Below are 25,074 nucleotides of genomic sequence, written 5' to 3'. Positions count from 1 at the left end.
AAGTCCGGAAGTATTAAGCAAAGGTCAGTAAGTTATACAAGATATAAAAATCCGGCTGATCATTATAATGTAAAAGACCGGAAGCTATCACTCCCGGTCTTTTTTATCTTTCGGACTTCCTGACTTATGCCGACTTCCGGACTAGCTTATGCAGAGCAGGTTACGCAGCCTTCTTCCATTGAGCAGCTTGGGCCTTCCGGTACATTGTCGGCCAGTTGTTCAACCACTTCTGGTATTACAGGCTCCATGTTTGAACCGCCCTGGTTTTCAACGGTGAATTTAACCGCTTGTGATGCCGCTTGAGTACGCAGGTAGTACATACCGGTTTTTAAACCTTTTTTCCATGCGTAGAAGTGCATTGAAGTTAATTTCGAAGCGTTTGGTGAGTTGATGAACAGGTTTAATGATTGCGACTGGCAAACATAAGCGCCCCTATCAGCGGCCATATCAATGATGTTACGCATCTTGATCTCCCAAACTGTTTTGTACAGTTCTTTGATATCAGCAGGTATTTCGGCAATGTCCTGGATAGATCCGTTGGCGCTGATGATCTTATCTTTCATAGCCGGGCTCCATAAACCAAGGTTTACCAGGTCGCGCAGCAGGTATTTGTTCACTACAATAAACTCACCGCTTAATACACGACGGGTGTAAATGTTGGAGGTATATGGCTCAAAGCACTCGTTGTTACCTAATATTTGTGAGGTGGAGGCGGTTGGCATTGGCGCAACTAATAAAGAGTTACGTACACCATTTTTCATCACATCCTTGCGCAAGGTTTTCCAATCCCAACGGGTACTGGCAGGTTCTACGTTCCATAGGTCAAACTGGAATTTACCTTTTGACAGTGGCGAGCCTTTGAAAGTTTCGTACGGACCTTCGGCAATGGCCAGGTCTTTTGAAGCTGTCATAGCCGCGAAGTAGATAGTTTCAAAGATCTCTTTGTTCAACTGTTTGGCTTCGTCGCTTTCAAACGGCATGCGCAGTTGTATAAAGGTATCAGCTAAACCTTGTACACCTAAACCAATAGGGCGGTGACGCAGGTTTGAGTATTCTGCTTCGGCAACAGGATAGTAGTTACCGTCGATGATGCGGTTCAGGTTCAAAGTAGCCTGGTAGGTTACTTCGTACAGTTTTTGATGATCAAACTCGCCATTGATAATATAGCGTGGCAATGCTAATGAAGCCAGGTTACAAACGGCTATCTCATTGGCATCGGTATATTCCATAATTTCGGTACACAAGTTTGAGCTTTTGATAGTACCTAAATTTTGTTGGTTCGATTTTGAGTTGGCGGCATCCTTGTATAATAAGTAAGGTGTACCGGTTTCAACCTGGGCATCCAATACGGCAAACCACAATTCCTGTGCTTTGATCACTTTACGGGCGCGGCCTTCTTTTTCGTATTGGGTATACAGGGCAACAAATTCGTCACCAAAGCAATCGGCTAAGCCTGGTGCTTCGTGCGGACAGAATAAGCTCCAGTCTTCGTTGGCTTCTACACGCTGCATAAACAGGTCAGATACCCAAAGGGCATAGAACAGGTCACGGGCACGCATTTCTTCCTTACCATGGTTTTTACGCAGGTCAAGGAATTCAAATATATCGGCATGCCATGGCTCCAGATAAATAGCGAAGGCGCCTTTACGCTTGCCACCGCCCTGGTCAACATAACGGGCAGTATCGTTAAATACACGCAGCATAGGGATGATACCATTGCTGGTACCGTTTGTTCCGCTAATGTACGAGCCTGTAGCCCTTACATTGTGGATGCTTAAACCGATACCACCGGCACTTTGCGAAATTTTGGCGGTTTGTTTTAAAGTATCATATATACCGTCAATGCTGTCATCTTTCATGGTTAACAGGAAGCATGACGACATTTGCGGTTTTGGTGTACCCGCGTTGAACAGCGTAGGAGTAGCGTGGGTAAACCAGCGCTCGCTCATTAAATGGTAGGTTTTAATAGCGCTTTCAATATCGGCTTTGTGGATACCAACCGATACACGCATAAACAGGTGTTGCGGACGCTCAGCTATTTTACCGTTGATCTTTAACAGGTATGATTTCTCCAGGGTTTTAAAACCGAAGTAATCAAAACCAAAGTCGCGGTCATAAATGATGGTGCTGTCCAGTAATTCAGCGTTGGCTTCAATTACTTCCCAAACATCATCAGCTATGAGTGACGCGTCCTTACCGGTTTTGGGATCGATATATTCATGCAGTAAACGCATGGTTTCAGAGAACGACTTGATGGTGTTTTTATGCAGGTTGGATACCGCGATACGCGATGCCAGCAAAGCATAATCGGGGTGCTTGGTGGTTAACGATGCCGCCGTTTCTGCAGCAAGGTTATCCAACTCGGAGGTAGTAACCCCGTCAAACAAACCTTCAATTACTTTTTTGGCCACATCAATGGGGTCAACCAGGTTAAACCCATAGCACAGTTTTTCTATACGTGCTGTGATCTTGTCGAATTTTACCGACTCTTTTCTACCGTCTCTTTTTACTACAAGCATGTTTTCGAGTATTTAGAAGCTGATATCAGGTAGCAAGCCCTATACCAACTTGTGTATATAGTGTGTTAATTAATTTTAGTATATAGTGGTTATTGGTATCAAGTAGTTAGTATCAAGTATCATGATTTTCAACTTGCTGGTATTCTTGTCGTGATACTTGATACTAACTACTTGATACTGTCTCTAAAAGTCCTCGTCCAACGAAAACGCTTTGCTTTCGGCATTGTTCATTACGCCGCTTTTCTGATAGTCGCCTACGCGTTTTTCAAAGAAGTTGGTTTTGCCTTGTAAGGATATCATTTCCATGAAATCGAATGGGTTAGTTGCGCCATAATGTTTTTCGTAACCCAGTTCGCCCAACCATCTGTCGGCCACAAATTCAATATACTGGCTCATCATTTTGGCGTTCATACCGATCAGGTTAACCGGAAGGGCATCGGTTACAAATTCTTTTTCTATCTCTACCGCGTCGGTAATGATCTTGGTTACAGCTTCTGCGCTAAGGCGGGTGTTCAGCATTTTGTATAATAAGCAGGCAAACTCGCAATGCGAACCTTCATCGCGCGATATTAGTTCATTGCTGAAGGTAAGCCCAGGCATCAGGCCGCGTTTTTTAAGCCAGAATATAGAGCAGAAGCTACCCGAAAAGAAAATGCCTTCTACGGCAGCAAATGCTACCAGGCGCTCGGCAAAGTTGCCGTTGTTTATCCAGCGTAATGCCCACTCTGCTTTTTTGCCCACGCACGGTACGGTATCAATGGCATGGAAAAGACGGTCTTTTTCGGCTGGATCTTTTATATAAGTATCAATAAGCAGGGCATAGGTTTCGGAGTGGATGTTCTCCATCATGATCTGGAAACCATAAAAACAACGGGCTTCGGGCAATTGTACCTCGCTCATAAAGTTTACGGCCAGGTTTTCATTCACAATGCCATCACTCGCCGCAAAAAAGGCCAGGATGTGTGAGATGAAATGTTTCTCGCCTTCATTCAGGTTTTCCCAATGTTTCATATCGTCCGAAAGGTCGATCTCCTCGGCCGTCCAGAAACTGGCTTCGGCCTTTTTATACATTTCCCAAATAGCAGGATATTTAATCGGCAGAATTACAAACCTGTCCTTGTTTTCTTTGAGTAATATTTCATCTTCCTGTTTCATATGATACCTTTTTTATTGTTCCTTTTTATTACTTCAAGCAATCAGACACGAAAGCCACCCCAGTTTTTCAATTAGGGAGTTTGGATATTTGCGTTTGGCCTGACCAATCACAGGTTTTATTATGTAACGTACTGACAGCTAAGTTCTTTTGTTTTGGATGGGGAATACATCCGGCTGTCTTTTGAATACTTTTTGCGAACCTTGTTCAACAAAGTTAATGTTTGAAACCTCAAGTTTTTAATGATAGTTTTACACAAACCCCCGAGTTATTAACACTTTAATGCCCTTGTCTGATAAAAGAAAAAATTAATGAACTTGATTACAGTCGGTTAAAAAATGCAGGTGGAATTTGCCCGGAAAATATTTGCAAAAAACGATAATTTAACATTGAGAATTAGTTGACTTAACACCGACAATTATTGCGAATTGTATAATGGCTTTGCTAAGCACCAATTACAACTTTGAAATTGATCGGAAAAACAGGCTGATTTTGCAATTGTGGAAAACGAAATATCCCAACAGGGGTTGACCATCTGTCGGGATATTCCTAAAAGTTTTAATTATTTTTTTATGTCGTCGGCCGATACAAATTTCATTGATACCGAATTAACGCAATGGCGCACATTTTTTGGCGTGAGGTATTCCCCCTCAAACACATGTCCCAAATGAGCGCCACAATTAGCGCATACAATTTCTACCCTGCGTCCATCGGCATCCGGTACCCGTTTTACAGCTCCGGGTATCTCATCGTCAAAACTTGGCCAGCCGCAGTGTGATTCAAATTTTGATTCGGAAGTATACAGCGGCGTGTCGCAGCGTTTGCAAACATACAGGCCTTCGGCCTTATTGTTCAGCAAAGCCCCGGTAAATGGTCTTTCGGTTCCTTTATGCAATATCACCCATTCTTCATCGGGTGTTAACTGATTATACATGATAATTATTGATTTAGTGAATTACTGAATTAGTGATTTCTCAAACCTTCTTTAGTTACTTAAAGATACGGAATTTTACCGGGACGGATGGCCTGCTACGGGCTTGTTTACACTGATTTGACATGGGTATTTGGGTGTGCAGATGTGCGGATTTCAAATGTGAAGATGAGGATGTAGTGATATAAAAGTTGTCATCCTGAGTGCAGCGAAGGATCTTCTTCAATATGCCTGTCGTACAACAGATGCTTTGCTCCGTTCCTTGACAAAATAGGTATTTTCCCAACCCTCTTTCCGGCACAGCCGGAGAGAGGGTCAACAAGCGAAGCAATGTTGGGGTGAGTCTTCGCCAACGTTCAAATCAAATCAGCGATCAACCCGTTGCTGCAAGTGCTGCGGATAACGGGCGCCTTCAATGGTAACACTGTCAGCTGCCGCTTCAATTTCGTGCAGATCATCAGCCGTAAGCATTATCTGGGCCGCCCCAAGGTTTTCTTGCAGGCGATGCAGTTTGGTGGTTCCCGGTATCGGTACAATCCATGGCTTTTGGGCCAGCAGCCAGGCCAGCGCTATCTGGGCGGGTGTAGCTTGCTTTTGAGCGGCTATCTTACCCAGCAGATCAACCAGTGCCTGGTTAGCTTTGCGAGCTTCGGGCGTAAAGCGCGGCACAATATTGCGGAAGTCGGTACTGTCAAACGTGGTATTCTCATTAATAGCTCCGGTCAAAAAACCTTTACCCAGCGGACTGAAGGGTACAAAGCCAATACCCAGTTCTTTCAATGCAGGTAGAATTTCCTGCTCTGGCTCGCGCCACCATAACGAATATTCGCTTTGCAGGGCGGCAACCGGCTGTACTGCATGCGCCCGGCGAATGTTTTGTACACCGGCTTCAGACATGCCGAAGTGTTTTACTTTGCCTTCGGCAATAAGTTCTTTTACGGTACCGGCCACATCTTCCATAGGTACATTGGGGTCTACACGGTGTTGGTACAGCAGATCGATACGATCGGTTTTTAATCGTTTAAGCGAGGCTTCGGTTACCTGTCTGATGTTTTCCGGATGACTATCCACACCCTCCTGAACGTTTCCGTTCTTAAAGCCAAACTTGGTGGCGATCACCACCTCATCCCGGAATGGAGCCAGCGCTTTGCCTAATAATTCTTCATTTTTAAAAGGGCCGTAGGCTTCGGCGCTGTCAAAAAAGGTTACACCACTTTCAAAGGCGGTACGGATGAGTTTAATGGCATCCGGTATGTTTGTGGCCGGGCCATAGCCAAAGCTCAAACCCATGCAGCCCAGTCCCAGTGCGGAAACTTCAAGGCCGCTATTTCCTAATTTTCGTTTTTCCATTTTGTAGAATTTTTAATTACTATGTCCGAACGGGGGCGTGCTGAGTGTCATCGAAACATGGTGGCAATCGACTCACCCCGACATCGCTTCGCTAGTCACCCCTCTCTCCGCTTCGCGCATAGAGGGGGCTTTCTTTTTTCTTTACCCTCTTTGCGGCGAAGCCGTAGAGAAGGTGGTCCAGCGTAGCGTAGACCGGGTGAGTCTGTTCAGCGCCTTGACTTTAACCTTGTAGCTTGACAGTGCCTTTTTAGTGTAGCTTGACAGTGCCCTTTTTTAGATGCTACTGCTTCATTTTCGTTTCCAAAGCGATCGGCTCAACATCAACCAATTCGAGCGACTTGACCATATCCTTTGTCGTACTCTTGTATTTTTTAAAATGCGCTGTTTGCAAATGCGCCTGGTATGCTTCGGCATTGGCATATATTTCAAAAACCGTGATGTGCGTAGGATTATTTTTCTCGGCCACTGCATATAAAGTTATTACTCCCGGTTCTACACGCACGGCGGTTTCCGCATGTTCTTTCAAGGCTGCTTTGTAGTTTTCCAGCTGAGCCGGGTCTATCTGTAGTTTGGCTATGCGTACCACCTGGTTTTTATCCTGCGCAGCGGCTTTACCGAACGAAAACAACGTTAACACCAGGATCATAACCATTATTGCGTGACGGGGTTTTGAAATAACAGGTTTCATCTTTTTGCCTTTATTGATTATTGTATTGCTCGTCCGTAACCTGCTCCATCCAGTCAACCGGCGAACCATTGTATTTTTCCTGGATGGCTATATGGCTCAGCGCTGTAGTGGCTGTAGCGCCATGCCAGTGTTTTTCAGCCGGGGCAAACCAAACTACATCTCCGGGGTGAACGTTTTCTATTGGTCCGCCCTCGCGCTGTACCCAGCCGCTGCCGGCGGTAATAATAAGCGTTTGGCCAAGCGGGTGTGTATGCCATGCCGTGCGGGCACCCGGTTCAAACGTAACCAGGGCCATGGCCACACGCGCCGGGTCTGGCGGATTAAAAAGCGGATCGATACGTACCGTTCCGGTAAAATATTCTGCGGGACCTTTACCCGATGGTTGTGAGCCGCTGCGTTTAATTTCCATAAAATGATCTGTTTGATATACTTAATTATTACACTAATTTATCCATAGTGTTTTAGATAGCACAAAGATATCGCCAGCAAACAGGCCTCGGTTAATGAATATCAAACAGAAGAGTAAGAAAATCAAACAGCTTTAGTCCTTAAAGATTTAGGGATAGTGCCGGTGATTCTTTTAAAGTAATTGTTAAAATAGGTGGGATATTCAAACCCTAAAGCATAGGCAATTTCGGCAGTACTCCAGTCGGTATGTTGCAGAAGCGCTTTTGCTTCGCTGATGATGCGGTCGGCAATATGCGCGGTGGTAGGTTTGCCTGTAATTTCCCTTACCGAACGATTGAGGTGGTTAACATGTACCGACAGGTTTTGGGCAAAGTCCTGCGCTGTTTTTAACCTGAGCGGCCGGTCGGCGCTTTCTATCGGGAATTGTCTTTCCAGGAGTTCCAGAAACAAGGAAGTGATTCGCGACGACGCGTTTTTATGCTTGATAAAATTATCGGCAGGTTGCATTTTCATCGCCTCGTGGATAAGCAGATTGATGTGATTGCGGATCAGGTCATTCTTGTACAGGTAATCGGTACTTTGTTCCTCCAGCATCTTTTTAAAAATGGTGTTCACAAATGCAGACTGCTCCGTATTTAATGAAAATGCAGGGTTACCGCCGATCTTAAACAAAGGTGATTCCTGCAGGCTTTGCGAACGCTCATTGGCTTTTAGGAATGTTTCTGTAAATAGACAGGCATAGCCGGTTTGTTTTTCGGATAAAAGTTCGGCGGCGTAAGGTATGTGTGGATTGGCAAAGAATAAAGTGGAGCCATCCAGGTTAATGCTCTTGTCGGCATAATGTATGATGCTTTTTGCATTCAGGATACATACTTTATAAAAATCCTTACGCCGGTAAGCCGGCACACGGCTTGCACCGGTTTCAATTTCATATACCTTAAAACCTTTAAGCTTCAAATCAACCGCGTGGGCATCGCAAAGCGCCGCCATTCCTTTATCATCCATATAAGGTAAAAATAAGAAAAACAAATAGTAAATGTAAGTGAAGGCGTGCCGTGAACGAGCCGGTGGTGCGAAATAATCATTATTAAAATTTGTCATGCTGAACGGAGTGAAGCATCTATTGCAACCTGACAAATTGAAGAATATCCTTCGCTACGCTCAGGATGACAAGTTTTTGTTGGTTTGAGCCGCAAATCCGGATTTGTACAGTAAGAATTGTCTTTTGCTTCTTCACCCCTGTCAGGAGATAAGCTTTGGGTGAAAGAGGACCGAACGATGTTAGCCTATGTGGTGGCAGGGACATAGCAAGTTTTTGCTGAAGCAGAGCATTGAGAGTGCGAAGCAGGGCAAATAATTGCAGTCCATGCTTCTAAAGGTCAAGAACGGTAGGGCTTTTGCTTGTTATCACTTATAATTAGCTTGGTAAACTACATTATATTCTTGTTTGAATTTTTCAATTATATTTTCATAAAACCCAATTGCTTGTTTAAATGTTGTGAATTTTGAGGCGGACAATTCGGCAATTGTTGATTTTAGAATAAGTTCCAAATTATTTATCTCCCATTTATCTTTTCCTGCCTGAAGCCAAGATATGGGATATCCATATCCCTCATATGTAAGAGTGTATTTTAAGTCAGATAATATTTTCCAGAAAATGTACACGGGTATAATAAGTCCTTGGCCTAAAGTTGGGAATAGACCTTTTTCTTTGAATAGGTTAAATTGAAATAGAAAATTGTTCATCACAGCAATCAAATTAGATCTTATTTTATCTGCTATCTCATTCTCTTTATCAAGATAAATATTGACATCATTTAATTCATTCTGTTTGGAACTAATCTCTTGATTAATAGCTTTTATTTCTTCCAAGTATTTTCCTTCGTCGTTGTTATATAGATTCAATTTATAATTCAAATTTTCTAAATCAAATTTCAAGTCATAATATTTGCTTATTGCTCTTTCCATAGAATAAAAATAACAAAAAAATCCCGATCAAAGCTGACCGGGATTTTTAAATATGATTTTCCAAGCTCCCCCTTTAGGGGGCTGGGGGGTTATAATTTAGCCAGTTCTTCTGCCATGGCAGCGCCAATTTCGGCGGGTGATGCCACTACGCGGATACCGCATTCGGCCATAATTTTCATTTTAGCGGCAGCAGTATCATCGGCCCCACCAACAATTGCACCGGCATGACCCATACGGCGACCCGGAGGCGCTGTTTGGCCCGCGATGAAACCTACTACAGGTTTTGTACCGTTTGCTTTGATCCAGCGGGCAGCTTCAGCTTCCATGCCGCCACCAATTTCACCTATCATAATGATACCATGCGTATCAGGATCATTCATCAATAACTCAACAGCCTCTTTGGTTGGTGTACCAATGATAGGGTCTCCACCAATACCAATAGCGGTAGTGATACCTAAACCGGCTTTAACCACCTGGTCAACGGCCTCATAAGTTAAGGTACCTGATTTAGAAACTACACCTACGTTACCTTTTTTGAAGATAAAGCCTGGCATAATACCAATTTTGCTTTCGTCGGCAGTAATGATGCCCGGGCAGTTAGGACCGATAAGGCGTGAATCCTTATCGCTTAAATATTCTTTTACCTCGATCATATCCTTTGTAGGGATACCTTCGGTGATACAAACAATAACTTTAATACCAGCTTCGGCAGCTTCCATAATGGCATCCGCACCAAAAGCCGGAGGTACAAAAATGATAGATACATCGGCACCAGTAGCAGTAACCGCGTCTTTAACAGTATTAAAAACCGGTCTGTCTAAATGTTGCTGACCGCCTTTACCCGGTGTAACACCCCCAACCAATTGGGTACCATAAGCAATCATTTGCTCCGCATGGTAAGTACCTTCTTTACCTGTGAAACCCTGTACAATAACTTTAGAATTTTTATTTACGAGAACACTCATTGGCTTTTTTCGTTTAGTACGGCAAAGCTAAAGTTATTGACAATAAAGTCAAATTAAATTTAGCCGCACAAACTGCTTATACGGTAATAATTTTGTTTGTTAACATAAAGTTGACTTTCGGGTTATCGGAAAGAGCTTGTTTTAGGGCGCGCGAAGAAGCGGATCGTCTTTATCAGCTATCTGTTTTGCAACATTTTTAATTAATTTAGCCCCACATTACGCCTTAACACTATGAAAAAAACAAACAAAAACCTGGTCCCCTTGCTTATAGCATGCTTTTTTTGTGCCACTGCCGCACAGGCGCAATTTGGCGGCCTGGGAAAAAAACTGCTGGATAAAGGTACCGAAATGGCATCTGGAGGTGGTCTTAACAAGATCTTGAAACAACCGCAGGCCATCACCACCAGTTTTAAAGATGTAAACAAAACGGGCTCAAAACCGCCATCGTTTATGGAAGGACAAACACCCGAGCCCTTGTATCTTTTACCCAAAACACCCACAGGCGCTTATAAGCTTTGCGCCGGCTTTTACGAAATGACCAATAAAAGCTATTGCCTGCACGCTGGTACACGCGGCCCCAGCAGCGGCGACGGTTATATGCTTGCCCCCGTGCTTGGCCCCAAGCGCGATGTGGTGATACTGATACTGAAGCATGCCGAAACGCATCCGGAGGTTAACCAGCACAGCATCCAGATATTGCTATGGGCGATAATTGCCCGCACCAAATTTGCCGATTTTGGTACCGATATTAAGCTCACCGCCACCAGGCTGTTATCGCCCAATGAACTACTGATGCTGGAAGGCGGTGCCCTGGGTGTATTGCCCGCCAGTGTAATGGCCAAAGCCAAGGATCAACTGCCACCTGCCGCGCAAAGTGTTTTTGAGGCTGAGAATAATATCCGTCAGCTGGCGGCATCGGGTAATGCATCGTACGAAGAAATGGAGAAATATGCCATGATTGCCGGTCTGGCTCCGCAACCCGATCCGGAAGTTCCGTCGGGTATCTGGTCATTACATCCCGATGGATATTATATCCGGTTTATCCCGCATGGCTATTCACAAACCACCGTACAGATCTATGTGCCCAAAGAGCTGATCGATACCAAACCTGGACTTACATATGATGGCCCCAATGGCATAGCTTGCCCGGCCAACGTAGGCGCCCAGCGCCTGGCCCAAACCAATGAGCCTTTGAACCCCGATGTGACGAAGAAATTGAAAGTGATTTGTAATTAGCCCGCCGACCCCTAAAGAGGGGGCTTTTGGTGAGTCGTCGATGTTTGACATTGCTCCAAGATTTAGTATCTTTTAAAAACACCACGGCCCGTTCTCCTTTATCCGGAGAAACTGGCCGTTTTAGTTTAGGGTAAAAAAGGTATAAACCGACCACTTGGTATGTAATATATTTGACTATCAAAAATTAATACTTTTTAAAGTTTTAAAAATTGCTCAAAACTGGGCTGTAATTTGTTAAAAAGTGTTAAAATGAAGTTTTTTGAATGTTTTTTGAGTGATTTTCGGCCGCTTTTGGGCAGAAAAGTGTTAAAATTTGGGGTTTAAAAAGTTTCTGAAATCATCTGATCTAATTAAATCCCCGGAAAGTACTTAAAAACTTTGCCGCTCCTTTTATAAAATCGCCGGTACCGTCATCATCGTCATCTTTATCCGGTTGTGGTGTAAACTCTTTCTCGCTCTTGGCTATTACGATGGTGGCCACCCCATTGCCGATCACATTAGTGATGGCCCGTGCTTCGGACATAAATCTGTCGACCCCGAGCAGTATTGCTACCCCTTCCACCGGGATAACTTTGATGGCCGTCAGGGTACTGGTTAATACTATAAAGCCACTACCGGTTACGCCTGCCGCACCTTTAGAGGTAACCATCAGAATGCCGATAATGGTGAGCTCCTGGAATAAGGATAAAGGGATATTGAAAACCTGCGCCAGGAATATAACACACATAGAAAGATATATGGTGGTCCCATCCAGGTTAAAAGAATATCCTGTCGGGATCACCAAACCTACTACCGATTTGGAGCAGCCGAAAGTTTCCATCTTATTCATCATACCCGGCAGGGCCGATTCTGAGGAGGATGTTCCCAGCACAATCAGGATCTCTTCTTTAATATGTTTCAGGTATTTCCATAGACTAAATTTAAACAGGTAGCAGATGAGGTTAAGCACCACAAAAATAAACAGGAACATAGTGAGGTAAACCGAACCCATGAGCAAAGCCAATGGTTTTAATGTTTTTAAACCATACTTGCTGATGGTAAAAGCCATACCCCCAAAAGCGCCTATAGGGGCTACCTTCATCACAATTTTCATCACATTGAAAAATACTTTTGACAGCTTATCAAACAGCTGTATTACGGGCTGCCCGCTTTCGCCCATCAAACTCAGGCCGTAACCAAACAGTACTGCAAAAAACAGGATCTGCAAAATATCGCCTTTGGCAAAGGCTTCAAAAGCATTGGATGGGATAATGTGAGCAAAGAAATCGCCCCAATGCATTTCAGAAGCAGCCTTTTCGTACACCCCGATCTTACCGGTATCAATAGGCCCTTGCCGAACAAAGCCAGCGCCCGGTTTAAGAATATTGGCCACGGTAACCCCGATAATGAGTGCGAAAGTGGTTACGATCTCAAAATAGAGTAAAGCTTTGCCGCCCACCCGGCCAACCTTTTTCATATCGCTCATGCCAGCTATGCCCAATACAATGGTGAAAAATATAATAGGTGCAATCAACATCGTAATCAGGCTGATGAACATTTTGCTGATCATCTCGGCCGTTGGTCCGAATTGTTTAAAATTCAGTCCAACTACAATGCCCAAAGCAATAGCGATAAGTACCTGAACAGTGAGGTTAGAGAAAAAGCGTTTCATTACCCAATGATACAGCTTTAGGTTCAGGATACCAATATTTTGATATGACACTTGCCTGATAAATAGGTTTGTAATGTAATTAAAAAAGTAACGTTCTTTGAAATAGTGAAAGCAACAGCGCTCCTTTTGGTTATTTGTATGGTCTTTGTTTCTGTTTTTACAGTAAGGGCAAAGGGTAGCGGCATGCTTGAAAAATGCTGCCATAAAACAACCAGAAGCCAGTCCTGCGAACATCAGCAAAAAGACGATTGTGGAAAGGGTATGTGCAACACCATGTTATCCTGCAATACCTGCGGCTTTCTGTTTGTTGAACAGGTAACTGTAAATCCAATTGTTCCGGTTTTGAGGGAACGATCAGTTACACCTTACCTTTCGGGGAGCTTGTCTGCTTATTCATCGTCGTCCTGGCGCCCTCCAAAAGTTTAATAATATGCTCCTGTCTGCCTTTGCCTTATCCGTTTAGGTTAAACTTCTATTATTAAACAATTTAAAAAATTCAAATCATGAAAAAGTTTCTTTTCATCGCCATAGTGATGGTATCATCTTTGGGCACTACATCAATCGCTAACGCTAATACACCATGCTGCAACAGCAAAATGAACCATTGCACAAAATGTTCAAAAACCTGCGATAAAAATGCCTGTATGGATTATTGCAGCAAGGTTTGCAAAACTTCGGGCAATTGCGACAAAACCTGTAAATAATAAAACTTGTTAAAGGATCAGGAAGCCGGCTTAGCCCGGCTTTTTGATTATCGGCGAAAATCCTCACCAGCAATTTTCTGCCGTTCACCGAAATTTTCCCGCAGCTGATCAAAAAGCTTTGGCTACTATAGCTCCCACACAGCAATTTTGAAGAAAAAACAACATTGCTATGAAAACTTTATCTACTCCCATTATATCATTAATAGTATATCTACAGGAACATTCACCCCTGTTTACACAACTGATGGCTAATTTATTTACCTGAGAAAAAGTACCTGGGGATGCTTGCCAACTAAGCGGCTAAAGCAGGTTCATTCATCGGTAATTTTCCGCCGTTTACCGGAAGTTTAGCCGCCTTTACCTAAAAGCACTACTCAAAAACATATTCTGTTAGCACATTTGAACTATAAAATCATCACATCATGAAAACTTTACTCGCCATACAAATTATTCACCTGGTTATGAAAGCCGCCCAACATGCCGAAGCATTGTGGCACTCCATTGGTCACCTGATAAAGTAATACGCCCTAAGCAGTACCGGGTACAATAGTCATCCAAGCTGTAAAATTTTCGGGATATAAATAAAACTCATGGTTATTTCATTATAGTAATGCATTTTTACCCTATGACAAAACAACCCATCATCACTGTAAATGACCTGGTAAAAAACTATGGCGATTTTGCAGCCGTAAAAGGCATTAGTTTTGAAGTATATGAGGGCGAAATTTTTGGTTTGTTGGGTCCAAACGGTGCCGGTAAAACCACTACTCTCGAGATCATTGAAACCCTGCGCGAAAAAACATCAGGCCATATCACAGTTGATGGCTTTGATATTGAAACAGATACCGATAGCATCAAAAAGCGTATCGGTGTACAATTGCAAGCGGCAGGCTATTACCCCAATCTGAACCTATCGGAACTGATCATGCTGTTTTCGGGCTTATATGGAATCGATAAAAGCCCCATGGAAATGCTGGAGAAAGTAGCGTTGACCGATAAGGCGAAAGCTAAATATAAAGATCTGTCGGGCGGCCAAAAGCAACGTTTCTCTATAGCTACCACACTTATTAATAACCCGAGGATAATTTTTTTGGATGAGCCTACAACCGGCCTTGATCCGCAGGCCCGCCGTAATTTGTGGGATTTGATCCGCGAGATCCGTGATCAGGGCACCACCGTTGTGATTACCACCCATTATATGGATGAAGCTGAAGTATTGTGCGATAGAGTAGCCTTTGTTGATGGCGGTTATATCATCGGTATTGATACCCCCGATCATTTTATTGATCAGCTGGTAGCATCCGGATTTGAACGCAAAAAACAAGTAAAGCTGGCCAACCTGGAAGATGTGTTTATTAACCTTACCGGTAAAGAATGGCGGGAGGGATAATCCCCCAACCCTGAAGTGGGAGCAGTTATCAGTTTTGAGTTTGCAGTAAAAAAATGACTCAATGGCGCCCCACACAAATAACCGAACGATGATTCTCAATGAACGATTGAACTAATGAACCAAAATTACAGCAATACAAAAGCAACCCTGGCTATAGCCAAAGCCAGTTTCCGGTCGATACTGCGCAGCCCTTCGGCGGTGGTATTTACGTTGGCTTTCCCTTTGATATTTATTATTGTGTTTGCCAATATTGGCGGCGGTGGCGTTACGGTTGATGTTGGTGTGGCTAAAAATTGTGATACCATTAGCCCGGTTTACCAGGCATTGAAAAATGTAAAGGTGGTTCATCTGGTAAAAGATCAGTCGACCGAAGAGATGAACGCGAACCTGTCAAAAGGCAGTATTGACGCGATCATCAATATACAAAAAAACAATACCAGACCACCGTTTACGGTTAATGTAGAATACACTAAAGCTTCTGCCGAAAAAGGGAATATCCTGCGGTCGGTACTCAGCAATATATATTACAATATCAATAACAATGCGCAGATTAACACCCCGCCGGTAGCCGAGATCAGGGAAACCACCATTCAGGGCCGCGAGTATAAATACATTGATTTTATACTGCCGGGGCAATTAGGTTTCTCCTTATTGAGCAGCGGTGTTTTTGGTACGGCATTCGTATTTCTGAGCCTGCGTTTAACGCTGGTGATCAAACGTTTTTTTGCTACGCCGGTTAAACGCTACAGCATTGTATTAGGCGAGGCATTAGCCAGGATGACGTTTTCATTATTAGGCTCCCTGTTTATTATTCTGGTTGGCCACTATATGTTTGGTTTCACCCTGATACATGGTATAATCACGGTGCTCAATATGCTGGTGCTCTCGGCCATAGGGCTTATTATTTTTATGGGTTTTGGCTTCACCATATCAGGCATCGCCAAGAACGAGAGTACCGTGCCTCCATTATCTAACATTATAACCCTGCCGCAATTTCTATTGTCGGGTACATTCTTTTCGGTTACCGCTTTCCCTAAATGGCTGCAAGGGATCAGTAATGCATTGCCGTTAACCCACCTGAATAATGCCATGCGTAAAGTGGCTTTTGAAGGTGCCGGTTTAGGCGATGTAACGCACCAACTGTTTATATTATTAATATGGTTTGTGATTATATACGCTGTTGCTGTTAAAACCTTTAAATGGGAATAAAGGAGTGTTCGTTAACATAGTGATAATCCTTCCTTAATGTAAAATCCAAAAACCGAAAAATGTAAGTCGATTTCTTGCTTTGTTTATCAGTTTTTCGCTGTATTCTTTAAAAAATCGTATTTTTGAGCTGTATTTCAGATCATCATACTGGCAGCAGTAAACTATAAATAATCGTAGCTTATGAATATCGTTCATAATAAGGATATTGGAACAAAACAAAAAGCGCTTGCCATTAACCTCGACCCCTCAATTTATGGTTCATTTGCCGAGATTGGTGCAGGGCAGGAGGTAGCTGCCAATTTTTTTAAAGCCGGTGCTTCGTCAGGCACAATCGCCAAAACCATGTCGGCTTATGACATGATTTTTTCTGATGCTATTTATGGGGTTCAGCAAACACGCCGCTATGTAAGTGAGTCGAGGCTGATATCTATGCTTGACCATGAATATGGTTTGCTGATTGAGCGTTTGGCCGCATTGCGTGGCGATACTACAACCTTTTTTGCTTTTTCTGATACCTTTTCGGCACTCAACTATCATAAAACAAACGAAGGGCATGGCTGGATGGGGGTTCGCTTCCAAACAGAGCCCAATGGCGGGTTTAATGATGTGGTGATCCATGTAAAGCTATTGGATAATGATAACATTCTGCAGCAGCAGGCCGCTGGTATATTGGGTGTCAACCTGATTTATGCTTGTTTCTATTATCATGAAATAGCTCCGGTGTTTTTGCTTTCACTGATAGATAACCTTTCAAGAGATCGTATCCAGATTGATATGATCAGCTTTGAGGGACCTGATTTCCAGAAAGTAGATAACCGCTTGATGAGTCTTCACCTGGTTAAATTTGGATTTTCGGATGCTGCTGTATTTAGTCCCGATGGTAAAAACCTGCAGCCAACAGAGGCATTATATAAAAAGCATGCCGTAGTGGTACGCGGTCGTTTCCGTCCGGTTATCAACGTGCACCTCGATATGCTAACCCAGGGTGTTAAGCAATTTCTGCAGGAACCCGATGTGGATAAGAGCAATGTAATTGTTGTTACCGAACTTACCCTGCAGTCGTTAAAGGAAAGGGACGCCGATCTTGATGCCGAGATTGACGAAAAGGATTTTCTTGACCGCGTAGATATTCTTTGCTCACTGGGGCAAACTGTACTGATCTCTAACTTTCATGAATATTATAAGCTGGTAGCTTACCTATCCAAGATCACCAAGCTAAAAATGGGCGTGGTATTAGGTTATCCAAACCTGGAATACATTTTTTCGGAAGAACATTACCAGGATCTGCCGGGTGGTATCCTCGAGTCGTTCGCCACTTTATTTAGCCGTAAAGTAAAGCTATTTATCTATCCTACTTTACGCGATGGCGTGATCTGGAATTGCCTGAAATTCTCGCTGCCTTCACACCTCATCGACCTGTTCAGATACCTGATAGCTAATAATAAAATTGAAGATATCAGACACTTTAATGAAAATAACCTGAACGTGGAGACAGATAACGTATTACAGCTCATTAAGCAGGGGGCAGCAGGATGGGAAGAATATGTTCCGGCCGAGGTAGCTGCGATGATCAAAGAACGTCATTTATTTGGATACCCTTTAACGGCAGATGGAGCCAAACAAGACCTACCCGCTGCAAATGAAGATTCGGGAGCGGTAAAAGATATTGCTTAACATTATCATAACATTAACTATCTTAAAATTAACATTTAGATAACATTGTGGAAATATCTTTGCGGTATAAAACCTGCGTAAGATGTTAAAAATCCCTATTATTATAATTGTAATTTTTGTACTGTTAACAGCGTGCTTATTTCGTGCTCACGCCCAGGACTCCAAAGTTGGGACATGGGGAATTGCCACAGTAGTACTTCCCGGAGACAGCAGCCACAAATGGGGCGGCTACTCCGAATTGCAGATACGCACCAATGGGCCGTTTAGCCAATTTCAATATTACGAGGCTAAAGCTGGTGTAAGTTATGATATCAACAAAGATTTTACCGCTTTACTGGGTACGGGCACCTATCATACTTATGACTATGCCGATTTGGGCAGCGGCCCCAACACTAATGAATTTAGATTGTGGGAGCAAATGACCGTTAACCAATTCCTATACCGCCTTAAATTTGAACACCGTTACCGTATAGAACAGCGCTGGGTTAATGGCGATTACCGTAACCGTTTCAGGTACCGTTTAAATATGTTCATCCCATTGAATAATACCAAGATCGTTGCTAAAACCTGGTTCCTGTCCATTTTTGACGAGGTGTTTTTTAATAATAAGGCGCCCAATTTTGAGCGCAACCGGATATCTGCAGCATTAGGTTATCAGTTTGATAAAAAATGGATAGCGCAAGCTGGCTGGATCAATCAGCGTAATTATACGGCTACACAAAGCAGCGGTAAAAATAATATTATGCTGATGCTGATGTATCGTATCAGTCGCAAAGGGGCTGGTCAGCAAGAGCATGTACCTACAACAACCGATTAATTAAGAGCAAGGACTTAGGGATCAAAGAGTAAGGACAATACAAATAATCCTTGCTCTCTGAATCTTTATTCCCCAAAGCTTGATTCTAATATCTGAACTCTTTTTTGCGATTTCCTGAATTTGCTTAACTTAGCCCGCGGTTTACAAATTACAAATATCTGACAATAAACTATGAGCTTAATAATTGACGTACACGCCCGCCAGATCTTAGATTCGCGCGGTAACCCCACTGTGGAGGTAGAAGTTTTAACCGAGAACGGCGCTTTAGGTCGTGCTGCTGTACCTTCAGGTGCATCAACCGGTGCACACGAAGCTGTTGAACTTCGCGATAACGATAAATCAAAATACATGGGTAAAGGCGTTTTAAATGCCGTTGCCAACGTAAATGACATCATTGCACCAGAATTGAAAGGTATTGATGTTTTTGAACAAAACGCTATCGACGCCATCATGATCGAGATCGATGGTACCGAAAACAAAGGCAAGCTTGGCGCCAACGCTATTTTAGGTGTTTCCTTAGCCGTTGCTAAAGCTGCAGCTCAGGAAAGCCGTCAGCCTTTATACCGTTATATCGGCGGTGTAAACGCTAATACTTTACCTATCCCGATGATGAATATCATCAACGGTGGTTCTCACTCTGATGCGCCTATCGCGTTCCAGGAATTTATGATCATGCCGGTTGGCGCGCCATCTTTTTCCGAAGCATTACGCTGGGGTACCGAGGTATTTCATAATCTGAAAAAGATCCTGCATGACCGTGGTCTTTCTACCGCTGTAGGTGACGAGGGTGGTTTCGCACCAACCTTTGATAGTACCGAAGATGCTGTTGAAACCGTTTTAAAAGCTATTGAAAAAGCGGGTTACAAAGCCGGTGAAGACATTTTCCTTGCGTTTGACTGTGCCGCATCTGAGTTTTACAAAGATGGTAAGTACGATTACACCAAATTTGAAGGCGAAAAAGGTGCCATCCGCACCAGCGCCGAGCAGGTAGAATATTTGGCCGAATTGGCCTCTAAATATCCTGTAATATCCATTGAAGATGGTATGCACGAGGACGATTGGGCTGGCTGGAAATTATTAACCGAAAAATTGGGCGCTAAAGTACAATTAGTAGGCGACGATTTATTTGTAACCAACACCACCCGTTTACAAAAAGGTATTACCGAAGGTATCGCTAACTCTATCCTGGTAAAAGTAAACCAGATAGGTTCATTGACCGAAACTATCAACGCGGTAAGTTTAGCTCAAACCAATGGCTATACTTCTGTAATGAGTCACCGCTCTGGCGAAACTGAGGATGCAACCATTGCCGATCTTGCTGTAGCTTTAAATTGCGGTCAGATCAAAACCGGTTCGGCTTCACGTTCAGACAGGATCGCGAAATACAACCAGTTATTACGCATCGAAGAAGAATTAGGCAGCAATGCAAAATTCATCGGTAAGAATTTCAAATTCTACAAAAAATAATTTAACTCATCAAAGAGCCATCTGCCTAAAAACAGGTGGCTCTTTTTAATTGGTATAGATGGGAAAGAACAAACAGCCGGAATGGTTAAAACGGGAAATACAGTACTTTAATAAGGCCGACGAATCCTTAGCAGGCGAAGCTGAGCTTGCGCCTATTGAGCTGTCTATCCTGCAAAATTATTTTGAGGCCGATGCCGATGATCCCATATTTGATACCTATCAGCTGGAACCTGTCGACGCTACTTTTTTAAAACCATACACCTCCTTGGAATTTGATTTTGAAAAGTATGATTACTGGCTGGCAGCCTATACCAATAACTGGGAGCAAACTAAACACGACAAAGGTTTTATGGGCCAATATCCAATGCCGAAGCAATAAGCCCGAATAATTTAACCATACCAGCCACGTTATAACCATATACACATACAAACTACATTAATGAACAAGAAAGGGGTTTTGAGGGGCCTGGTAATACTATTGATCCTGGTTGCTGATATTGGTTTAGACAGAATCACTAAAAATTATATACGCCATAATTTCCGTTATTACGAAGAGATATTACCCTTCAAGAATAATCTTCATTACCTTATTACCCGGGTCGAAAATACAGGCGCTTTTTTAAGCCTGGGCGATTCATTGGCTAATCCCTGGCGGTTTATGCTGCTTACGCTGATGCCGGCGGCTGTGCTTTTGTTCGGTTTGACTTACATTATTGTAAAAACCAACCTAAATAAACTAACCGTACTGGGCATTATCCTGGTATTGGCCGGTGGTATGGGTAACCTATATGACCGTTGGGTTTATGGCAGTGTAACCGATTTTATGCTCATCAAATATCCCTGGTTTAAAACTGGTGTGTTCAATGTGGCCGATGTTTCTATCATGATTGGAGTAGGCCTGTTGCTGATCCAGTCGTTTTTAAATGACAGAGGTTCCAAAAATAAAAAGTCCGAAAATAACGCCGAAAAAGTGGCGGTATAATTAACCCGCAGGTTCCGCTAAAAACTTTTTAAACCTTAAATTTTAACACTTTTTAGTCAAAAACAGAGCAAAAGAGCTCGGGAATTATCCTTTTTAATTAAACTTTAATGCCATTTTAACACTTTTTAACAAATTTTCGATGTGTTTTGAAAAGTTTAAAAAGTATTAAATTTTTGATATCAAGTGGCTACATACCGGTCGTGTTTTGACTCTTTCCTCTTTAACCAAACAGCCCGAATTTCCTTTTTTCAGAAACCCGGGCTGCTACGTATATAAAGATACAGAAACAAGAGGAGATATTTGTGTTATCTACACATTTGAAATTTGCACATCTGCACATTTGTTAGCATCTGCAATAAAAAGCGTATCTTTGCAAAAAAGATTACATAATCGCTTACGGTTTTGATCACCGAAAACTCTTCAGACCCGCTTATGCTTTGGCGATAGCACATACACATTACAATCATTACATGTCATTCGAAAATTTAAATTTAATTGAGCCCTTATTAAAGGCTTTAAAAACCGAGGGCTATACCTCACCAACCCCTATACAGGCGCAAGCTATACCCATTGTACTGCAACGCCGCGACCTTTTAGGCTGCGCCCAAACCGGTACCGGGAAAACCGCCGCCTTCGCGCTGCCTATTTTGCAATTGCTGCATCAGGATAGGATACAGCATAAAGAACAAAAAACCATCAAAGCGCTTATCCTTACCCCAACCCGCGAGCTGGCTATACAAATTGCCGAAAGCTTTACAGCCTACGGTAAACATACCGGTTTAAAAAACCTGGTTATTTTTGGCGGTGTATCGCAAAATCCACAGGTTGACGCTTTAAGGCGCGGCGTGGATATCCTGATAGCAACCCCCGGTCGTTTGCTTGATCTGGTTAACCAACGCTATGTACACCTGGAGCACGTAAAAATGCTGATCCTGGATGAGGCAGACCGGATGCTGGATATGGGCTTTGTACATGATGTTAAAAAGATCATTACCAAAGTGCCGGCTAAAAGGCAAACCCTGTTCTTTTCGGCTACTATGCCTAAAGAGATACAACAACTGGCCGACAGCATCCTGTCTGATCCCGAAAAAATTGAAGTTACCCCGGTATCGTCAACTGCCGATACCATACAGCAGTCGCTTTTTTATGTAGATAAAGGCGATAAAAAATCATTGCTGATCCATATCCTGAAGGATAAAAATATTAAAACAGCCCTGGTATTTACCCGTACCAAGCACGGCGCCGATAAGGTGGTGAAAGACCTGATACGTGCAGGCATCACTGCCGAAGCTATTCACGGTAATAAATCACAAAACGCGCGTCAGCGTGCCCTTACCAATTTTAAAAACCGCACTACGCGCGTATTGATAGCTACTGATATTGCCGCACGCGGTATTGATATTGACGAGCTTACCCACGTGATCAACTACGAGATCCCGAACATCCCCGAAACCTATGTACACCGTATTGGCCGTACCGGCCGTGCGGGAGCAAGCGGTATAGCGCTTTCTTTTTGCGATGAGGATGAAATAGAATTTTTAAAGGATATCCATAAACTCATAGCTAAGGAGATCCCTGTAGAAGAAGCACATCCTTACCCACTTAGTCCGGTGGCTATAGCCGCTGGCATGGGCGCCAAAAAAGGAACGGCTAATGCCAATTTACGTAACGGCTCATCGGGTGGTCGTAGCGGCGGCGGTAACAACAAACGCCGTGGTGGCAATGGCGGAGGTGGCAATCGTTCGGGTGGTGGTAACCGCTCAGGCGGTGGCAACAACCGCGGAGGCAGCAAACCAGGCGGCGCAAGCGGCATGAGTGGAGCCAGCCGTTCATCGGGAAGATAGTTTAGTTCATTGGTTCACTTGTTCATTAGTTTATTGGGTCTTTATTACGGGTTACTTAGTAGCCATTTTATACCAATGAACCAATGAGCTAATGAACCAATGAACGTTTCGTTGTTAATAAGTTAATAAGCATATTTGTACCTCTACAATTTTTTAAATATTTTTAAATGAAATTTATAGAGCCTATATCCATGAAACGCCTCATTAACCTGGTAAAGAATAAGTTTTTTCTGGTTACCCTGGCTTTTTTAGTATGGATGATATTCTTCGACAAAAACGATCTGTTTTCACAGTACGAATATCGCCGCCAGGTGAATAAGCTAAAAGAAGAACGCGATTTTTATAAAAAAGAGACCGACCAGGTAAACAAAGAACTGGACGAGCTAACCTCGAACCCCCAAAAACTCGAAAAATTTGCCCGCGAAAAATACCTCATGAAAAAAGACAATGAAGATGTTTATGTGATTGTGCATCAGAAAAAAGAAAAATAGAATCAAGAGATAAGAGTCAGGAATTAAGATATAGAAAGCGATGGATAAACCCATCGCTTTTTTTATCGAATTGAAATTCGAAAACGGGGCGTTTGAACGATGATGATAGGGAAAAAGCGTTGGCCTCGTGTGATTCCCTCCCGTGGGGCTACTGTGTGGACACATCTTTTAGTTGTAATCTTGATAGAGTAGCCATCCTTCATAAACGTTATAGAATTTAGCCAGGCCCTTTTGCAAGACGATCGGGCCTGGTTTTCTTTGAGAAGTATACCCTTTCCAACCACCTATGCGTGCAATTATCCATGTTGCCCATTTCAGGGTGTTTACTTTTGCCGTGTTCTTTAACTTCTCTGTTGCCCCTTCCAACTTTTTGGCTATCATTTGTAAACATTTTTGTTCCTGGTGATCAAATACCTCATCTATAGATTGTTCATTATCATCCTGATATGCGAGCATCATCTGCAGGATACGCAGACTTGCCATCATCGCCAACAAAGTAAGTTTGCGTATAGCCCAACCTTGTTCCAGTTGAGATTTTTCGATTCTGAAGCCGTCTGTTTTAAGTAAACGGTGGATCTGTTCAATATGCCAGCGCTCTTTATACCAGCAAATGATCTGCAAGGCCTGTTCGGCTGTTGTTACTTCATGTGTGGTTAATATCCGCCAGTAAATACCTTTGTTTTGTTCAGCTGCCTCTACCACATATATTTCCTGAACGTTTGCCAATTGTTCATTTCTGCAGGAAACCGGCTTTAAAAGCTCGACCTTAGCCCATTTTAGCCCCATTCGAACAATACCCTTACTGCTGGCCTTTCTGATATCGCCCGCTACAGCAAGATCATAACTATACATAACAGGTAAGGCATTCAGGCAACCGCTTAGCTTTAATTTCCCGCTTATCAGCCGGTCATGATTAGAGCGGATCAGTAAATGTACTTTGTCTTTTTCAACTACGTCAAACAGATCGTAAATGTCGCTTTCCCGATCTGCAACGATGGTTATCGCATTTGCCTGCTCCAATAACGCTTTACTCTGATTGGCTGCCGCTATCCATTTATAAGATTCTTTTTCCTGGATAGGTAAATGCTGATAATCACGATCATGTTTCCCCGGAGTATCTGCGGGCCTTTCCCATGTTTTAATATAAGAATAGCCCAATGCATGACTATGCTCTGCATCAACTACTAAACTACTATGCAACATAAAGCCCAGAATATCATCCCTTGAAGTAGTTCCTAATCCACTTTTAGGTTTAATTCGTCCCCGCTTGGATGAAAAGTTAAACTCTGTGGTATCTTGTATACACAATAAATGGCGGCCCGAACTTAATCTCCGGCAACGATCAACTATACTTTTTTCTATAGCGCTTTCGCTGAAACTTTCGTTGTTAAACAAACGATAGAAGCTTTTTTGTTCTGCATCTGTTTCTGTGATCTGTCGTAAACTACTATTACGGCCCGTGGTTAGCTTCCTTAATGCATCAGTCGCACGCCTTTCTATCCGTTTATCGCCAAATGCGCCCTTAAAATCAGGGTTCGAATTTATAGGTTCATCCATTTCGCAAAAATCGAACTTTTATAGCATACTTGTGTCCACACAGTAGCCCAACGGGAGGGTGTAGGGAGGG

General features: G+C 43.0%; 22 protein-coding genes. 11 read left to right on the top strand and 11 right to left on the bottom strand.

Going from position 1 to position 25,074, the window contains the following annotated elements; all coding sequences use genetic code 11:
• Window positions 1-146 precede the first annotated feature (146 nt).
• The 9 genes from ACNURT_RS22275 to sucD form a co-directional block, all read right to left on the bottom strand.
• Window positions 147-2,519, bottom strand: a complete 2,373-nt coding sequence (locus tag ACNURT_RS22275) for a ribonucleoside-diphosphate reductase subunit alpha (protein ID WP_370996320.1) — start codon at window positions 2,517-2,519, stop codon at window positions 147-149.
• A 183-nt stretch (window positions 2,520-2,702) separates the two neighbouring features.
• A complete protein-coding gene (locus ACNURT_RS22270; protein WP_419699555.1) occupies window positions 2,703-3,674 on the bottom strand; it encodes a ribonucleoside-diphosphate reductase small subunit in 972 nt (323 codons plus the stop codon).
• Window positions 3,675-4,234: 560 nt separating this feature from the next.
• Window positions 4,235-4,606 (bottom strand): methionine-R-sulfoxide reductase, encoded by a 372-nt coding sequence (locus tag ACNURT_RS22265; protein ID WP_419699554.1) that lies wholly within the window; start codon window positions 4,604-4,606, stop codon window positions 4,235-4,237.
• A gap of 363 nt (window positions 4,607-4,969) precedes the next feature.
• Complete coding sequence (locus ACNURT_RS22260; protein ID WP_419699553.1) at window positions 4,970-5,953, bottom strand: aldo/keto reductase; 984 nt, start codon at window positions 5,951-5,953, stop codon at window positions 4,970-4,972.
• A gap of 280 nt (window positions 5,954-6,233) precedes the next feature.
• Window positions 6,234-6,641 (bottom strand): putative quinol monooxygenase, encoded by a 408-nt coding sequence (locus ACNURT_RS22255; RefSeq protein ID WP_419699552.1) that lies wholly within the window; start codon window positions 6,639-6,641, stop codon window positions 6,234-6,236.
• A 10-nt stretch (window positions 6,642-6,651) separates the two neighbouring features.
• A complete protein-coding gene (locus ACNURT_RS22250; RefSeq protein ID WP_419699551.1) occupies window positions 6,652-7,050 on the bottom strand; it encodes a cupin domain-containing protein in 399 nt (132 codons plus the stop codon).
• Window positions 7,051-7,172: 122 nt separating this feature from the next.
• Window positions 7,173-8,054 (bottom strand): helix-turn-helix domain-containing protein, encoded by an 882-nt coding sequence (locus tag ACNURT_RS22245; RefSeq protein WP_419699550.1) that lies wholly within the window; start codon window positions 8,052-8,054, stop codon window positions 7,173-7,175.
• A 402-nt stretch (window positions 8,055-8,456) separates the two neighbouring features.
• Window positions 8,457-9,017, bottom strand: a complete 561-nt coding sequence (locus ACNURT_RS22240; protein WP_419699549.1) for a hypothetical protein — start codon at window positions 9,015-9,017, stop codon at window positions 8,457-8,459.
• A gap of 89 nt (window positions 9,018-9,106) precedes the next feature.
• On the bottom strand, window positions 9,107-9,982 hold the full coding sequence (gene sucD, locus ACNURT_RS22235; protein ID WP_166095774.1) for a succinate--CoA ligase subunit alpha: 876 nt from the start codon (window positions 9,980-9,982) through the stop codon (window positions 9,107-9,109).
• 231 nt (window positions 9,983-10,213) lie between these two features.
• Between sucD and ACNURT_RS22230 the strand changes: the two genes are divergently transcribed.
• Complete coding sequence (locus ACNURT_RS22230) at window positions 10,214-11,218, top strand: hypothetical protein (RefSeq protein ID WP_419699548.1); 1,005 nt, start codon at window positions 10,214-10,216, stop codon at window positions 11,216-11,218.
• Window positions 11,219-11,564: 346 nt separating this feature from the next.
• Here the strand turns inward: ACNURT_RS22230 and dctA are convergent, their stop codons facing one another.
• Window positions 11,565-12,869, bottom strand: coding sequence for a C4-dicarboxylate transporter DctA (gene dctA, locus ACNURT_RS22225; RefSeq protein WP_370996331.1), 1,305 nt, complete (start codon window positions 12,867-12,869; stop codon window positions 11,565-11,567).
• A 503-nt stretch (window positions 12,870-13,372) separates the two neighbouring features.
• Here dctA and ACNURT_RS22220 point away from each other — a divergent pair.
• The 10 genes from ACNURT_RS22220 (at window position 13,373) to ACNURT_RS22175 (ending at window position 23,447) form a co-directional block, all read left to right on the top strand.
• A complete protein-coding gene (locus ACNURT_RS22220) occupies window positions 13,373-13,573 on the top strand; it encodes a hypothetical protein (RefSeq protein WP_419699547.1) in 201 nt (66 codons plus the stop codon).
• Window positions 13,574-14,198: 625 nt separating this feature from the next.
• Window positions 14,199-14,963, top strand: coding sequence for an ABC transporter ATP-binding protein (locus ACNURT_RS22215; protein WP_419699546.1), 765 nt, complete (start codon window positions 14,199-14,201; stop codon window positions 14,961-14,963).
• A gap of 114 nt (window positions 14,964-15,077) precedes the next feature.
• Window positions 15,078-16,172: an ABC transporter permease gene (locus tag ACNURT_RS22210; protein WP_419699545.1), complete on the top strand. Its 1,095-nt coding sequence runs from the start codon at window positions 15,078-15,080 to the stop codon at window positions 16,170-16,172.
• A gap of 180 nt (window positions 16,173-16,352) precedes the next feature.
• A complete protein-coding gene (locus ACNURT_RS22205; protein ID WP_419699544.1) occupies window positions 16,353-17,846 on the top strand; it encodes a TonB-dependent receptor in 1,494 nt (497 codons plus the stop codon).
• An 82-nt stretch (window positions 17,847-17,928) separates the two neighbouring features.
• Window positions 17,929-18,663: a DUF2490 domain-containing protein gene (locus ACNURT_RS22200; protein ID WP_419699543.1), complete on the top strand. Its 735-nt coding sequence runs from the start codon at window positions 17,929-17,931 to the stop codon at window positions 18,661-18,663.
• Between the two features lie 171 nt (window positions 18,664-18,834).
• Window positions 18,835-20,130, top strand: a complete 1,296-nt coding sequence (eno, locus tag ACNURT_RS22195) for a phosphopyruvate hydratase (protein WP_419699542.1) — start codon at window positions 18,835-18,837, stop codon at window positions 20,128-20,130.
• Between the two features lie 58 nt (window positions 20,131-20,188).
• Complete coding sequence (locus ACNURT_RS22190; RefSeq protein ID WP_370996338.1) at window positions 20,189-20,509, top strand: DUF7683 domain-containing protein; 321 nt, start codon at window positions 20,189-20,191, stop codon at window positions 20,507-20,509.
• A gap of 60 nt (window positions 20,510-20,569) precedes the next feature.
• Window positions 20,570-21,112: a signal peptidase II gene (lspA, locus tag ACNURT_RS22185; protein ID WP_419699541.1), complete on the top strand. Its 543-nt coding sequence runs from the start codon at window positions 20,570-20,572 to the stop codon at window positions 21,110-21,112.
• Window positions 21,113-21,582: 470 nt separating this feature from the next.
• Window positions 21,583-22,956 carry a DEAD/DEAH box helicase gene (locus tag ACNURT_RS22180; RefSeq protein WP_370996340.1) on the top strand — a complete coding sequence of 458 codons (1,374 nt, stop codon included), beginning with the start codon at window positions 21,583-21,585 and terminating at the stop codon, window positions 22,954-22,956.
• A 167-nt stretch (window positions 22,957-23,123) separates the two neighbouring features.
• Window positions 23,124-23,447: an FtsB family cell division protein gene (locus tag ACNURT_RS22175; protein ID WP_370996341.1), complete on the top strand. Its 324-nt coding sequence runs from the start codon at window positions 23,124-23,126 to the stop codon at window positions 23,445-23,447.
• Window positions 23,448-23,615: 168 nt separating this feature from the next.
• On the opposite strand, the gene ACNURT_RS22170 is transcribed toward ACNURT_RS22175, so the two are convergent.
• Window positions 23,616-25,004 (bottom strand): IS4 family transposase, encoded by a 1,389-nt coding sequence (locus tag ACNURT_RS22170; RefSeq protein WP_419699540.1) that lies wholly within the window; start codon window positions 25,002-25,004, stop codon window positions 23,616-23,618.
• Window positions 25,005-25,074: the final 70 nt, after the last annotated feature.

Origin of the sequence: Mucilaginibacter sp. NFX135, assembly GCF_048565145.1 — a bacterium.
Taxonomy (GTDB): domain Bacteria; phylum Bacteroidota; class Bacteroidia; order Sphingobacteriales; family Sphingobacteriaceae; genus Mucilaginibacter.
The sequence above is the reverse complement of the archived record's forward strand: the minus strand, read 5'-3'. Positions and strand labels throughout refer to the sequence as shown.